This is a genomic window from Cribrihabitans pelagius (assembly GCF_048820915.1).
GTDB classification, from domain to species: Bacteria; Pseudomonadota; Alphaproteobacteria; order Rhodobacterales; family Rhodobacteraceae; genus Cribrihabitans_A; species Cribrihabitans_A pelagius.
This window is the reverse complement of sequence record NZ_JBMERR010000040.1, coordinates 1-13,713: the sequence shown is the minus strand read 5'-3', so window position 1 is coordinate 13,713 and position 13,713 is coordinate 1. Positions and strand designations below refer to the sequence as shown.

General features: G+C 54.3%; 17 protein-coding genes and 1 pseudogene. 10 read left to right on the top strand and 8 right to left on the bottom strand.

Annotated elements, in window-relative coordinates; translation table 11 throughout:
- The 9 genes and pseudogenes from ACOHX0_RS21080 to ACOHX0_RS21040 all read left to right on the top strand — a co-directional run.
- A partial coding sequence (locus tag ACOHX0_RS21080; RefSeq protein ID WP_420679211.1) for a transposase occupies positions 1 to 171 on the top strand: 171 nt, incomplete at its 5' end.
- A 3-nt stretch (positions 172 to 174) separates the two neighbouring features.
- Positions 175 to 852 (top strand): recombinase family protein, encoded by a 678-nt coding sequence (locus ACOHX0_RS21075; protein ID WP_420679210.1) that lies wholly within the window; start codon positions 175 to 177, stop codon positions 850 to 852.
- Positions 849 to 992: pseudogene (locus ACOHX0_RS21070) on the top strand (recombinase zinc beta ribbon domain-containing protein); the annotation flags it as partial. The gene ACOHX0_RS21075 and the pseudogene ACOHX0_RS21070, both read left to right, overlap by 4 nt.
- A 205-nt stretch (positions 993 to 1,197) precedes the next feature.
- The gene (locus ACOHX0_RS21065; protein ID WP_420679212.1) at positions 1,198 to 1,695 is read left to right on the top strand and encodes a hypothetical protein; all 498 of its coding nucleotides are present in this window, start codon (positions 1,198 to 1,200) and stop codon (positions 1,693 to 1,695) included.
- A gap of 106 nt (positions 1,696 to 1,801) precedes the next feature.
- A complete protein-coding gene (locus ACOHX0_RS21060) occupies positions 1,802 to 2,143 on the top strand; it encodes a hypothetical protein (RefSeq protein ID WP_420679209.1) in 342 nt (113 codons plus the stop codon).
- A 67-nt stretch (positions 2,144 to 2,210) separates the two neighbouring features.
- Positions 2,211 to 2,591, top strand: a complete 381-nt coding sequence (locus ACOHX0_RS21055) for a hypothetical protein (protein ID WP_260011161.1) — start codon at positions 2,211 to 2,213, stop codon at positions 2,589 to 2,591.
- Positions 2,588 to 3,904, top strand: coding sequence for a relaxase/mobilization nuclease domain-containing protein (locus ACOHX0_RS21050; RefSeq protein WP_420679208.1), 1,317 nt, complete (start codon positions 2,588 to 2,590; stop codon positions 3,902 to 3,904). The genes ACOHX0_RS21055 and ACOHX0_RS21050 overlap by 4 nt, the downstream gene beginning before the upstream one ends.
- A gap of 15 nt (positions 3,905 to 3,919) precedes the next feature.
- Positions 3,920 to 4,129: a hypothetical protein gene (locus tag ACOHX0_RS21045; RefSeq protein WP_420679207.1), complete on the top strand. Its 210-nt coding sequence runs from the start codon at positions 3,920 to 3,922 to the stop codon at positions 4,127 to 4,129.
- 247 nt (positions 4,130 to 4,376) lie between these two features.
- Positions 4,377 to 4,646, top strand: a complete 270-nt coding sequence (locus ACOHX0_RS21040; protein WP_420679205.1) for a hypothetical protein — start codon at positions 4,377 to 4,379, stop codon at positions 4,644 to 4,646.
- Here ACOHX0_RS21040 and ACOHX0_RS21035 read toward each other — a convergent pair.
- Positions 4,643 to 5,866: a type II toxin-antitoxin system HipA family toxin gene (locus ACOHX0_RS21035; RefSeq protein ID WP_420679204.1), complete on the bottom strand. Its 1,224-nt coding sequence runs from the start codon at positions 5,864 to 5,866 to the stop codon at positions 4,643 to 4,645. The two genes, ACOHX0_RS21040 and ACOHX0_RS21035, sit on opposite strands and share 4 nt — an antisense overlap.
- Positions 5,859 to 6,458: a helix-turn-helix domain-containing protein gene (locus ACOHX0_RS21030; protein ID WP_420679203.1), complete on the bottom strand. Its 600-nt coding sequence runs from the start codon at positions 6,456 to 6,458 to the stop codon at positions 5,859 to 5,861. Before ACOHX0_RS21030 ends, ACOHX0_RS21035 begins: the two co-directional genes overlap by 8 nt.
- Positions 6,459 to 6,850: 392 nt before the next feature.
- Between ACOHX0_RS21030 and ACOHX0_RS21025 the strand changes: the two genes are divergently transcribed.
- Positions 6,851 to 7,024, top strand: a complete 174-nt coding sequence (locus tag ACOHX0_RS21025) for a hypothetical protein (protein ID WP_420679202.1) — start codon at positions 6,851 to 6,853, stop codon at positions 7,022 to 7,024.
- 41 nt (positions 7,025 to 7,065) lie between these two features.
- Here the strand turns inward: ACOHX0_RS21025 and ACOHX0_RS21020 are convergent, their stop codons facing one another.
- The 6 genes from ACOHX0_RS21020 to ACOHX0_RS20995 all read right to left on the bottom strand — a co-directional run bounded on the left by ACOHX0_RS21020 (position 7,066) and on the right by ACOHX0_RS20995 (position 13,572).
- Positions 7,066 to 7,326: a hypothetical protein gene (locus ACOHX0_RS21020; RefSeq protein ID WP_420679201.1), complete on the bottom strand. Its 261-nt coding sequence runs from the start codon at positions 7,324 to 7,326 to the stop codon at positions 7,066 to 7,068.
- Between the two features lie 26 nt (positions 7,327 to 7,352).
- Positions 7,353 to 8,267, bottom strand: coding sequence for an ArdC family protein (locus tag ACOHX0_RS21015; RefSeq protein ID WP_420679200.1), 915 nt, complete (start codon positions 8,265 to 8,267; stop codon positions 7,353 to 7,355).
- Positions 8,268 to 8,613: 346 nt separating this feature from the next.
- Entirely contained in the window at positions 8,614 to 10,704 is a 2,091-nt protein-coding gene (locus ACOHX0_RS21010; RefSeq protein WP_420679199.1) for an ATP-binding protein, read from the bottom strand.
- Positions 10,704 to 12,128, bottom strand: coding sequence for an SIR2 family protein (locus ACOHX0_RS21005; protein WP_420679198.1), 1,425 nt, complete (start codon positions 12,126 to 12,128; stop codon positions 10,704 to 10,706). The genes ACOHX0_RS21010 and ACOHX0_RS21005 overlap by 1 nt, the downstream gene beginning before the upstream one ends.
- A 72-nt stretch (positions 12,129 to 12,200) precedes the next feature.
- On the bottom strand, positions 12,201 to 13,394 hold the full coding sequence (locus tag ACOHX0_RS21000) for a GIY-YIG nuclease family protein (protein WP_420679197.1): 1,194 nt from the start codon (positions 13,392 to 13,394) through the stop codon (positions 12,201 to 12,203).
- Positions 13,387 to 13,572, bottom strand: coding sequence for a pseudomurein-binding repeat-containing protein (locus ACOHX0_RS20995; RefSeq protein WP_420679196.1), 186 nt, complete (start codon positions 13,570 to 13,572; stop codon positions 13,387 to 13,389). The genes ACOHX0_RS21000 and ACOHX0_RS20995 overlap by 8 nt, the downstream gene beginning before the upstream one ends.
- Positions 13,573 to 13,713: the final 141 nt, after the last annotated feature.

Genomic DNA, 13,713 nt, shown 5'->3' with positions numbered 1-13,713 from the left:
CGGAAGAAACCGGTCAAGTACGACAAGCGCCGCTACAAACGCCGCAATCGGATCGAGATCATGTTCGGCAGGCTGAAGGATTGGCGGCGTGTGGCGACCCGATACGACAGATGCCCGAAGGTCTTCCCCTCAGCCATCGCCCTCGCCGCACTCGTCATTTACTGGCTATGAGTCCTGACCCTAGACAGGCTCAGCCGTGATCAGGCCGACGTTGCGGCGATCTACAAACGCCTCTCCTTCACCGGCGTGCGTATCGTCACCTTGGCCGAGGGAGAGATCGACGAGCTGCACGTGGGCCTCAAGGGCACTATGAACCAGCTCTTCCTGAAAGACTTGGCTGGCAAAACACGCCGCGGCCTGCGCGGGCGCGTCGAAGCCGGGAGCTCCGGCGGTGGTAACAGCTATGGCTACGACGTGATCCGCCGCCTTGGCGCCGACGGGCTGCCCGTGACCGGTGAGCGGCGCATCAATAAAGCTGAGGCCGCCATCATCCGGCGCGTCTTCGCGGACTTCGCCGCCGGGCACTCTCCCAAGGCCATTGCCCGGCGGCTGAACAGCGAAGCCATTCCCGGCCCCCGGGGCAAGCTCTGGCGGGACACGGCCATCCGCGGGCACCGCGCGCGCGGCACCGGGCTCCTGAACAATGAACTCTATATCGGCCGCCTCGCCTGGAACCGGCTGCGCTACGTGAAAGCCCCGCAAACCGGCAAGCGTGTCTCTCGCCTCAATGACCCGTCTGACTGGATCACCACAGAGGTGCCGGAGCTGCGCATCGTCGATGACAGCATCTGGGAGGCCGTTAAGGCGCGCCAGGGTCAGATAGAGGCCGAGCCCCGGGTATACAGGCCATGAAGGCCACCCGCTTCTGGGAGAAGCGGCGTAAGCTGCATCTCCTGACCGGGCTTGCATTCTGCGGCAGCTGTGGCGGGCCGCTGGCGGCTGCGGGCCGGGACTACCTTGCCTGCTCCGCCGCCCGTAAGCTCGGAACCTGCAGCCACAAGAAGTCCGTGCGCCGCCCGGTTTTGGAAGACGCCGTGCTCGACCTGCTGCGCGCCAGGCTGATGCAGCCCGATGCCGTCGGCGCCTTCGTCAAGGCATTTACTAAGGCCGCCAATACCGAAGCTGACAGCCAGGAAGCGGCCCGCGCGCGGCTCAAATCCGAACGCACTGCGGCCAGTCGCAAGCTTGACGGGCTTTATGACGCGATTGCTGAAGGCCTCCGCCCCCCCCCCCCCCGGTCTTCAGGTCCGGCTGGAAGAACTGGAGGCACGCCTCTCAGAGCTCGATTCCGAGCTCGCCGCCCCTGCCCCGGAACCGGTTCGGTTCAATCCCAATCTCTCTGAGCTTTACCGCACGAAAGTTGCTCAACTGGCTGCCACCTTGGCAAACCCCGATATCCGAACAGAGGCACTGGAAACCGTCCGCAATCTCATCGAGCGCGTGGTGGTGAGCCATGAGAACGGGCAGGCCACGGTAGCTCTTGAGGGCGCGCTGGCGGCCATGTTCGGCTTGGCCCACAACGCAAAAAGCCCTTCCGGAGAAGGGCTTGACGGGAACACGCTTGAGTGTTCGGTAAAAGTGGACACCTCCGGAAACCTCTGGCCAACATGGTCTACAACATGGGCCGATTGCGATGGCTTCTCAGCCGAACTGCGCCGGCCTAACGGCTCACGCCCCTCGAACCTACAGCGCTAAGCCAATCAGGCCGCAGTAGCAGCCCCCCAGGGCTGCTCATATTACCCCGCACATCAGAAAATCACGGTTTTCGGAGGTGTCCAGGTCCCTTGGCACTGCGGAGGGCATGGAGGATGCCAAGGAGGCGCTGCGCGCGCTGGTGGAGCGGATCGTGTTGACGCCTGCGGCGGCGGGCGCTGGCCTGGATCTGACGCTGGAGGGCGACCTGGCCGGGCTGTTGCGCCTTGCGGCGGGTGCGGAGCGCCCGAACAGGAAGAAGGCCCCGGATGGCACATCCGAAGCCTCTGATATCTCAAGTGAAATTGTGTTGGTTGCGGGAGCACGATCCCAACTTAACCTACGCGACGGTCAGTCGAAGCAAGATAAGTTGGTTGCGGGGATACGCAACCAACTGCATCTACTGCTCTTCGCACCAGATATCTCGGCATGGCGATACTCATCCAACTGATTGAAATTAATATCAATCAGGAGGGTGAGTTGTTTTCGCCGTCATACCGGGTCCGAAAGGATACGTTATGACTACGAACACTAGTGGCAAGACCAAGACTTTCTCATTGCGTCTAACCTTCGAGGAGCGCTCGCGGTTGGAAGAAGCTGCGAACGGCGTTCCCCTGGGCGCATATATCCGCACCGTCCTTTTCGGCGGTGATCTTAAAAAAATTCGCCGTCGGTCAATGGAACCGGTCAAAGATCATGCTGTATTGGCGCGAGCGCTGGCGGCGCTTGGGCAATCACGACTTTCGAGCAACCTCAATCAGCTTGCTAGAGCCGCCAACACTGGCACACTGCCCGTCCACCCGGACACGGAGGCTGAAATCGTCCGCGCCTGTGAAGACATCTCCAAACTGCGCGCCGACTTCTTGAATGCTTTGGGACTTGATGGTGACTTGCGATGATCCTGAAAGCCAGTCAGCGTGGGTCAGCCGCCGAACTTGCAAAACACTTGCTCAAAACATCTGGCAACGAGCATATCGAAATCCACGAACTACGTGGGTTTGTTGCCGAGGACTTGCCCGGAGCACTTCGCGAATGCGAGGCCATTGCACGCGGCACGCGCTGCACTAAGCACCTATTCTCGTTAAGCCTGAACCCACCTGAGCAGGAAGATGTCCCCGTTGAAACGTTCGAGCGCGCCATCAACAAGATCGAGAGAGAACTAGGCCTTGAAGGTCAGCCACGCGCGATTGTGTTTCACGAAAAGGAAGGGCGTAGACATGCCCATGTCGTGATTTCACGCATTGATCCGAACGAAATGAAGGCGATCAAGCTCCCCTTCTACCGCACGCGACTGAACGAGATAGCAAAGCAGCTCTACCTAGAAAATGGCTGGGCACTCCCAGAGGGATTCCGCAGCAAAGAACGCAGCAATCCCCTCAACTTCTCTCGCGAAGAATGGCAGCAGGCAAAGCGCACCAAGCAAGACCCCAAAATCTTGAAAACCATCTTTAGGGAGTGCTGGCTCTCAGCAAGGACAAAGCAACAATTTTCGGAATTGCTGCGCGAGAAGGGCTTCTATCTGGCACGTGGTGATCGGCGAGGGATCGTTGCTTTGGACTGGCGCGGCGAGGTCTACTCTGTTGCTCGTTACGCTGGCATCAAGACGAAAAAACTGAAGGCGCGCATTGGTGAAGCCAAGGATTTTCCCACCCTTGCAGAGGCTAAATCTTGGCTGTCGGAGCGTATAGGTCAGAAATTGACAGCATGGGCAAAAGAGCTTGAAGCAATGGCCGCAAAGAAAAACCTGGCCGTGGAATTTCAGCGTGAACAAATAGCCCAACGCCACCGACATGACCGGCAGAAATTGTTCGACCAACAACAGAACCGTTGGCTGTCGGAAGAACGCGCGCGGGCATCAAGAACACCACGCGGTCTGCGCGGCCTCTGGGGTTGGATAACAGGTAAAAACCGGCAACTTCGCAAGATCAATGAAGCTGAGATCATCCAAAACCGCGTAAGAGACCGCCAAGAAAAGCACGAACTAACACGCCGCCAACTTGCCGAGCGCCGATCACTGCAAAGGCAAATTGTGCACGCCAGAGTGCAGCAACAAAACATCATAACCGAATTAAACCGCGATCTTGCGGACTACCTGCGCCTTGGTGGGAAGTCCCCTGTCGAGCTGTCGCAAGCCTTTGAAAGAAAGGCCAAGGGGCATGCAAGAAACCACGCCCAGGAGCGAGATCGCGGACCAGATTTCACCCCAACCTAGAGAAAGGAGAACCCCATGAGACACACACTCATGCTCAACTTGGATGACATACACGCAAAACAGCTCGACACACTCAGTCGTCGTTTTGGCCTGTCAGCCGAAGAAACACTGCGCATGGCAGTACGCTTCACGCATGCCGCCCACGCGAAAGATGCTGGCGCACGGCATTCCAGCCTGAAGCCCGCTCCCGCACGCAACCCGCATGGCGACAACTCGCCGAGCTGACGCGGGCAAGCTCTGCGCAGCCAGACGATACCTCAAACACCTGAAGGATTCAGTTATGACCGAGTTGGAAATTGAAAAGCTGCGCAGACTGCTTGCAGCTGAAGCAAGCGATTACGCGCAAATGCCGCATGTTTCAGATGAATAGATTCAACTGGATGAGAATTACTCCTACAGCACCACTACTTGTGCCGAAATCCTTGTATTCGGGCTCGAGATTGACCTCCTGCCACGCTTGCAAATTGCATACATGGCTTACGAAGAACTGATCGACATCATCTTCCCCTCGCAGTTCAGCGATGAAGTACATGACCTGATCTGCAAGGTACGCCCTATCGTTCCTCCTCTCAAATCCTTTGATTTCGAGGTGCCTTTTGAAACCTGCATGCATGCTGAGCAGTCATTTCAATGGTTCGCCAGGAAATTCCTTGACCTGCCATATAGGCAGTCAGCAGCAATTTACGCGAAGCACCAATGGAACAATGCGCACTTGACAAAATTCAGGCTTGAGACCCCCTAGCGGCCAATTGGCAGTGTAGGCAGCAAGTCGTCTATAGCAGTGCGGACGTTATCGAACATCGGTAACGCGTGCTTCTCCTGCTCCCATACAGAACGGAAGTCGGTAACCATTTCCCGTGCGGTATCTTGCACCATTTTCTTGGGCAAAGCCGCCTTGGCCGCCAGGTGCGCAAGCTCATCGCCATCAAACTCGGTGAATTCGCGCGTTCGGCTGTAATTCAAGGCAAAGCTGTCACCAGGAATATAGGCGATTGTAGAAACGAAATCGTAGGCCGGTGCCAAAGCTGCGTTGATCTTGTCAGGATAAATCAACGACCAGTTTTTAAGGTGCATGTCGCCATTTCCGATAAGTGTGTTGAATACCAACCGCCGGACGAACTCACGCACATCTTCATGTGACCCTTCCGCAGCAACAACGGTCGCGATGTTACGCATGCTGGCTTTTTTGTACTTGTTCTCGCCGTACACACCGAAGACTTGTGCAAAATCCTCAATATGCACCCGCCCACCATCGTGCAGGCGATCAAAGCGTTCAATGACGAATGCCTTATTCCCAAAATCTTTCGTGCCATCTGGCAGGCCAGAGATGCCGTCAATGTCAACAAGGTCAATCCTGGGAACATCCAGCCCAAGCTTATTGGCCAACCACATCATCGAGAATTCGTTCTCTGGTACGCCCGCATACTCGCGGGAGGGCAGTTTGACGATCCAGTCGCCGCCAACCCCAGAGGCCGGGATGGTCAGTCCACCATGTGCGCCTTCAACAGCTGAAAACTTCAATTGAACGCCCGCAAGCGAGAAGCGCATCATGTTTTCTTTTGAAGAGCTTTGCTCCCCTGCCCCCGCTTCGGCGGCATTTGGCGGCCAAACCTCACCGTCAGCAGGGGTAATGGTGATTGCTCCTGGCAAATCCTGTCCCAAAGCCCAGAGTAGAAAGAATTCTCGCTCGCTGTTTACCCCTGCCTGTTCGGCCAGGTACTTTCGGAGATGACCTTCGGGCAACAGATTGGAAAAGAAGGGCATGACCTTCGTTTGCACAGTTTTGAAGTCTGTGCGGAGCTCGCCGTACTGATCCTTGAAAAACAGCCCAAGTGTCGGGCGCTCAGGGTTGTCGATGTAATCTTGATTGAATGCGAACAAGCTCCGATCCACGGCCACGCGTGTCAACGTGCCGATGGGCTGCCCGTACAAGGAAACATCAAGAACGGTCACATCAGTCATCGCTATCATCCTCATCAAGGCTGTATGCGGGTCTACTGGTGATCCGCTTGTTCGAGAGCGCTGAGACGTTATGCACGAGCATATTTCTGAGGTTTTGCGCGTTCTTGGCTGCTTTCTGAATGTTCTTCAAACCTCCAGAAGTTTCAATATTTTCCAGCATTTGGCGAATGTTGCGCAATGCATCTGTCTCTTGAAGAATGCTGCGAAATTTGTGCAGCTCTGCAACGTTCTTTTGCAGCGCATCAACAGCCGTATTTTCTTTCAATGCCAAGGGCAGCGCGTCGAGACTTCGTTGAACTTTTGCCAGTTCGCGCAAGGCATCATTGTGACTGCCCCCCCCTTGCGCTGCCGTACTTCTTGCGAGAGACCGCACAGCTGGTGCAGCCTTGCGTGGGATGAGCGTAAGTTCCATATCAAGAGCATGAGCAAGTGAGGTCAGACTGGACAGGCGAAGATCGACTGCGTTGCTCTCGATTTTCGAGATGTGAGACTGAGGCACGCCTGAGCGCTTGCTGAGTTCCCTCTGGCTCAGCCCCTTACTCTCCCGCGCCTCCTTCAAAGAGGAAGCTATGTGTTCACTTGCATAAGTCATTCCGATCTACAACTGCACATCACAGTCGCCTCTTGATATATTAAAGCATATCACACCACATGAGTACTGCGCAACTTTGATCTACTTAAACACATCAAGTTATAGCATTGATGTATAAAAGCAGATCATCTGCCACCAATGGCTACAAGTTCAAGTCAACAAGGAAGCTCTGTATGCGAGGCCAGTTCCAACGAACCCGGCCACTTCCAGTACCATTTCATCCGCATGTAGGAGCAGGCCCTCAAAAACCAACAAAAGTCTCAGACAAACCTCTATGAACGCCTTCATTACGCACCCAAACCATCAGAGCCATTTACAAGCCGACAATGATGGGAACGGGGCCGAAAGGCCCTGAGCGGTTCGGGGCCTCTTTCAACGATCAAGAGGTAAGTATGAAACTTGTAACCCGATTTGAAGCGGCAGCTCGAAGCACAACGGAACTCCAAGGGCTTTTACGCAAGGCCTTCAACGTCCTAGCCACCGGCTCACAACACACGCAAGAGCGTGACAATGCGAAAGCGACTATTGAAACAATCAAAGCCGAACTTTCTTCGCGATCTCCCTAAGATGCGAAGCATGCGCCCGCCGCCTGGCGGGCGCAAAATTTTTAGAACAAAGACATTTGCGCACCGTTCCAGCCGTTGCGTTTGGCCTCGGCGTCCAGCCAATCAGTCACATAAACCAGCACTCCGCCGTATTCCTCCACGGTTCCAGCGTCGATGAAGTGCGATTTATAGCCCGTCTTGGTGACGGGCAGCGGTGTACGTGGATGTGTATAGAGCTGAACATGATCGACTAGGCCGAACTGCGCATGAACGTAAACAATCTGGATACTGATCCCGCCCCACGTGATGTTGTGAACTTCCATTTTGCACCTCCCAGGGGAGCCGCCGCTTACGCGGCGACTCCTTCTGCACTCTTGATTTCGCTTTCCGCCAAGGGCTGAAGGCTTTGCAGGTAATCTGCCGCGCGTTGCGCATGGGCGGCGGCTGAGAAGATCGCACGCTTGTCGTTCTTCAAGACTTTCAGCCAGCTTTGGATATAGGCCGCATGATCGGAGCCCGGTTCCGGTATCAGACATAGATCAGCGCAAAGAAAGGCCGCGCCCAGTTCGGCCACCAGCTCCTCACGGGCATACCCTTCATCGCCCCATTTCTTGCGCCCGAATTCACGATCAAGGCGGCTCTTGTGCTTTGTCCAATGGGTCATTTCATGGGCAAGGGTGGCGTAGTAACTTTCTGGATCGCGAAAGGCCTGAAAATCCGGGATCTGCACATGATCACTGCCGTTGCTATAATAGGCCTTGGAACCTCCGTGGCGAATATCAGCCGTTGTGGCGGCAAAGAATTCATCGGCATGTCCGATCCGCTGAGCTGGATCAATTACTGCGCTTGGCTTTGCGTAGTAGTGCTCAGGTAACCCTTCAATCTGCTCCACATTGAACACAGAATAACCCTTCATGAAGGGGATTTTGCGCTCTGCTTCCTCGCCGTTTTCTTGCTCCTCGGTTTTAGTAATTGTGCTTGCGTAAACTACCGGATTGCTGCGCTCTCCTTTTTTTACATGAGCGCCAAGCTGCTTAGCCTGCTTGAAAGTCATCCAATACGGGGAGAGAAACCCGCCCTCAACAGCTGCGCTCCAAAGCATAAGCACGTTGATACCATTGTACGGCTGGCCGTTGTGGCGCAATGGTTTGACGATCCGCCCATCCATATTGCCTGCACTCCATGGCTTAAGCCAAGTAAGTTCTCCTTGCTCCAAGTCAGCAACAATCTTGTCAGTAACTTCTTGATAAATATCTTTTTTCATTGACTTTTCCTCCTTTTAAAGCCGGTTGCGCATGCAACCGGACTAGGCCTCGCCAATGAGAGGGGGACGGCCATCCAGACCCGTGCGGTGCGAGGGGGATCACCCATCCTGCACAAATGAAATGCGGAAGGATGGGGATACGCGCCTGTGCGCACCCCGGAGGGGGTGTTCAGGTCTTGATGGCCAGGGGGCTGCAAGCCCCAAAACAAAAAAGAAAAAGTCAGCCTGCTAGGGCTGGCCGCATCTTACTTACGCTAAGGATGGAAGCCGTACGGCTGAGACCGCAAGGCGGGCTCGGTTCACGACAGCCTGACCGCATTAGGGTGCGCCAATACAGTAGAGCTGTTTAGAAGGGAATCTCGTCATCCAGATCATCCGCGTACGAAACTTGATCAAGAGACGCTGCGGTTTCCGGCATTTCTGCCGCCTCATCGGAACCAAGCCCCCAATGGTCGACGACATCACTCAATGGGAACGTGACGCCTTTCGCCCAATCCACAAACGGGGCAGCAGTAGCGCTCCATGGCTCCCTGGAAGGGAGATTGATCTGAACCCGCGCCGGAACATGAAATGCACTACCAAAGACGATAGCTTCACCCGATGCGAGCACCGTTACCTGGTCAAGGAGCCTTTGCGCCTGCTTAGGAATAATGCGCCGGAAATGATCAATATCGTCGGGATTCTGTAGCCGGTGCGAAAAGAAGTTTGCGCACTGGCTGATAATCGTAGGACTGACTTCACTTGGTCTCTGGCTTGCAACAATAAGAGAAAGGCCGAACTTCCGGCCTTCCTTTGCCACACGCTCGAAAGCGCGACGGGACAGGCTGTGCCCTCTGTCCTCTGCACGCTCACGAGGCCGCGCATAGTTATGAGCCTCTTCAAGAACCAGCACCCAAGGATAACAACTGCGGACTTCAGGTCTAAGCATTTCACGGGTTTCAAGAAGAAGCCTCCCGATCAAGGCACAGGCAAATGGCAGCACCTCACCTGCAAGCATTGAAAAGTCTAGGACTGATACCCTCGCGCCTTCTGATTGCGAGATGCCAAGCTTTTTGATCCAGTCTTCAAATGACCTGATTTCCTGATCCTCGTAAGAAAAGAAGGATTGCCAGCGACGGTCATCAAGGCGCGTACGCAGTCGGAGCTTCAGGGTTAGAAGATATTGGTCGATCTTCTTGCTACTCTCCTGATCCGTGGTGCGGTCCACGAGGTTAGGATCGCGAAACTCCTGAACGGGTACAAAACGTGGGGAGTCTGCTGTCTTTGCAAAATTCACCCCTTCGTGCTGACGCCGAGAAATCGCCTCAAGTAGCTGAGAGCGTATCTCCAAAAGCTGGTCTCGCACTGCACGCTCATTTGATACTTTACGCCACTGATCCCTAGGACTAGGCGACCAGCTCACTAGCCCATTAAACGCACCCCAATCAACGGCTGTAGCATATTGAGAGGCATGATCAATAAAGACGTCGAAACTGCCACCAGCGGGGGATCTAGGATCATCCAGCCACCCTAGAGCCAAATCTATTTTCCCAATAGCAACTTGTATCGGGTCATATGCCCCGGCCCCAGTGCGCGCAGCTTTGGAAATCGACCACCAATCTTTAAGCACGGGCTCTTGCGTTGCCTCAGAAGCTTGGAGCCAATCGCAGATTTCTTCCCCGTTCATTAGCCAAACGGGTAAGCAGAACTCTTCGCCGTTCAAATAGACCTTGTTGGGTTCACGCGTATATGTAGCTTTCTCGCTGGAAAGAAATGCGTTGGCATATTCTCCGTTGATGTCGAGAATAAAGATATGTGGTTCTGCATCCGCGACCGCGCTTAACTCATCATGCTCGATGATACCACGCAGAATGCTGGCAACTGTGTAAGATTTGCCGGAACCTGTATTGCCGACAACCGCTAACGGTCGGGAGAACAAATCATTGAATGACGCTTTGATACGCGTGTTTTCATCTCCAGTCTGGTGACCAATTTCCAACGGAAAATCGTAGTCGTCATCGTCACTGCCGGTTGGTCGATTCCGCTTAGGAGGGTGGGCAAAAATGCCTGCTAAAACGTCGGGTGCAGCGACCTCGGCTGGCGTATCCAGGGTTGGAAGAACGGTGATCCCCGTGTCAAATTTCCATTCATGGCGTGCAACTTGCTTAACCGTTCCCAAGAGCTGCACAGAAGCGATCCGGCGCGGTTTGGTCAATTCGAGAGATAGCTCTTCGTCGCGCATCGGATCGTAACTTTCGCGTGCCTCCAGATCGCTTAGGATACCTATGGCATTCGAACCTGCTCCGAGATCGAAGGTAAGGAACGAGTTGATCGCTACAGCGCGCTGAACACCGTCAGGCGTAGCGCGAGCAGACGACTTCGCATCTGGCGAAAGCTCAACCTTTAACCGGAACCCATTGACGGAAACAACATGACCGATGACGCGGGGCTGCTCCATCACTCGTCTCCAGCGCTATCTTGCGGCTCTCGATCGTTGGTTTTCCTAATTTGTTCTTCGAACATGCGCAGGCGCTTATAGTCATCGAGCCATTTAACATCAGGCATGACGTTGCGCGCAAAGTCAGCAAACGTTGCGACTTGATAGGAACAACTAGCATCGCCCTCCACACGTTCAGTAAGCACAAACGCCCGTTGACCGAGACTTTGATAGCGGCGAATTCGACTTACGATTTCGCTGTCGGGGTTCGGCTCGACAACCAGCATCACCAGCGAAGGATTCATTAGCGCGGTTTCAATGATCCGTGTGACGTGATCATCCCCGAACCCGTAACCCATCACAAGAAGAAATGTCTGAGGTTGATTCAGACGCGCATGCAAAAGGCGAAAGAGATGCGCGAAAGGCATGCCCAAAGTTTGGGTGAACTTTTGAGAAGTTGGCAGGATACCAAAGGAACCTATGCTTGAAAACGGCTCGCTTTCCAGCGCCTCGGCCTTTTCTGCGGTAGAAGCATCACGATACGAAGCTGCAAAAGAAAGATCACGATGACGCGCGCGATAAATGCCCCCATCGTCGGCATACCAATGCAAAGATCCATGCAGCTTGTAAAACTGCATGAACTTGTCGAAGCGCCGGACGCGCCCTTCGGCCACATCACCTGGGTAATAGATATCGAGCCCATATACGGCTGGATCAAATCGTGAGTTTGTCTTTCCCGAGAACCCATCAAAATATTGGATTCCCAACTCTTCCATGGCCTGTTCAAACAGCGTGTCATAGTTGAGGGTAAAAAGGTGAGTACGGCCAAGATTGGTATCGCGAGCACTCAGCTTTGCGAGGAATGGTATATGCCCGGAGGTGCCTCCTGAACTGGACCCTGACAGCTCGCTCTGGTCGATCTGCAATGCGCACTCAGCGAAGATAGCTTTTTCAATCTTTGAACAAAGTTTCTCAAGGTCACCTTCCGAGACTGTCAGGGAGGTTTCGGCACCATCCTCCCCCGCTTCCTTGCCCTTCCATTCAACAGTCTTGATTGGTGTTTGTTTTGCTGCGGTCAGGCCGGAGACATTAAACAAATAACTAAGCCAATCCTCAAAGCCTGAAGGACCCCAATCTTCCTTGGGCCACTCAGCCATGCGGTGACGGATTATGGCTTTGGCGTCATCTGAAATGGAGGTCTGCTCAACAACATCAAGAACAAGGCATTCTAGGTTGTTCGACTTCGGCCCGGCCATTAGGCGACCGCCGCAACCAAAAGAACATCCCGCCGCCGTTAAAACCACGACGTTTTCCATCCGAAGCCAATCAGCGAGGAGCGCCTGGATACGACGTATACCTTCCTCTTTCGACTTTCCGCGCAAGAGGTCGTCACTCTCACCTGCGGAAATTGGTGAAAGAAGCTTGTAAGGAGTTATTTCCGACATCCTTTGCCCCCCAAGTCGCTTTCAGGAAGCCCCCCACGGCAGCGCTCAACAAACTGCTGAAGTGGCTCCATGTTAACCCTCCCGGCTCATAAGTGAGGCGGATTTCGGATCATAGTAATATGACGAAATAGAACCATCTTTGATCTTCTGAACAGCCTCATCAATGGCATGAATTGGCACCAAGAACCACTCGCGCGGAACGACTGGGCGTCCGAACCGATCCTTAATTTCGATCTCGAGCCGAGCTGGCTCAAAAATCCGGTGGATTAGATTTTCAAGCTTGGTGCGATTAATATTGTAGAGCTCATATGTTGCCACGATTTCGACATTTGCCATCAGAAATGTTGGCTGGAGGTGCGCGCCCGCAACGCGCTTTTCCACGCTCATATTTGTAACACCGATCTTGTGGACCAACTCCCGATGCTCAGACACAAGGGGGTGTTCAGACTTACTCCGCAGCACGTAAATTGTGCCACTGGCTTCATCTCCGTCTATGGCATTATCAGCAAACAATGGCCCGGCGGTAGGCTCCGTTATCCGACGCCCAGCTTCATCCTTATTCAAAGCTCGCTGAAGCGAACGCATAAGCATGTTGCTTTCCGTACCGTTGTCAAAGATCACGCGAAGGCGCGCATCAGTGCGACCCTGATCCGTAGTTGTCGTCTCCCCTTTCTCAGCCACATAAGCCTTCTGCCCGCCAACAATGAAGAACCGTCCTTTTTCAATTTCGGCCTTCATCTCGAAAGGCCGGGTTTCCCGAAGGCCGGTGTCCAGCTCATTCTGAACCTGCTTAAAGAGCGGTTGAAAGGCTTCAAAGTCTTCACATTTGTCCCGCTGAGCGACGTCTTCCGCAGCCTTTTTCTCTGCGGTTGAGCGAACGTGCTTAAGTTCAGTAATGGAAGGAGCTTCTATTTCCACCCCCAGCTCGGCGAGCAACTCGTCATCGTTCAACGCATCAACATCTGCACCTCGCGCACTGACTTCACCAGACAGCAAACCGTGCTCATCAATGCTTTCCACAAGCTCACGGCATTCCTGCGAGTCTCGAATACGATCAAGGCGAACTGCGTAAAGGCGCTCGAAAATATCACGTTCATCGCCATGTTGGGGGGAGCGACCGTGTTCCTCTACAAAGCGTTGAATCTCCTCAAAACCAGCAATGATCCGCTCTTCACGAGGAGTGCGAGCTGCAACCTTCTTGGTTTCGACCTCCACGCCCAGCTCGGCAAGAAGCGCGTCGTCTTCTTCGGTGAATCCTTTAGCCATTAGCAGCCTCCTGCTTCATGCGGGCAAGATATGCCACACCTTCCGCCATCTTCTTCTCCCACGCATCGGGTGATGTGATCGACGGCAAACGACCGCGCTCTTGCTTAAACTTGACCGCACGCCGAGCCAAGTCCCGCGCCTCTTCCGGCGTCAACTGAACCTTTTTGGCAGAAATCACCGCCGCCACCTGTTTTAGGGTCAGGACCCATTGATTTTCGGCTATCGGTATGATTCACGGCTCGAAAACGAGCGGTGACCATGTCTGATCTTTTCTGGCTAACTGACGCGCAGATGGCGCGCCTTGAGCCTTTCTTCCCCA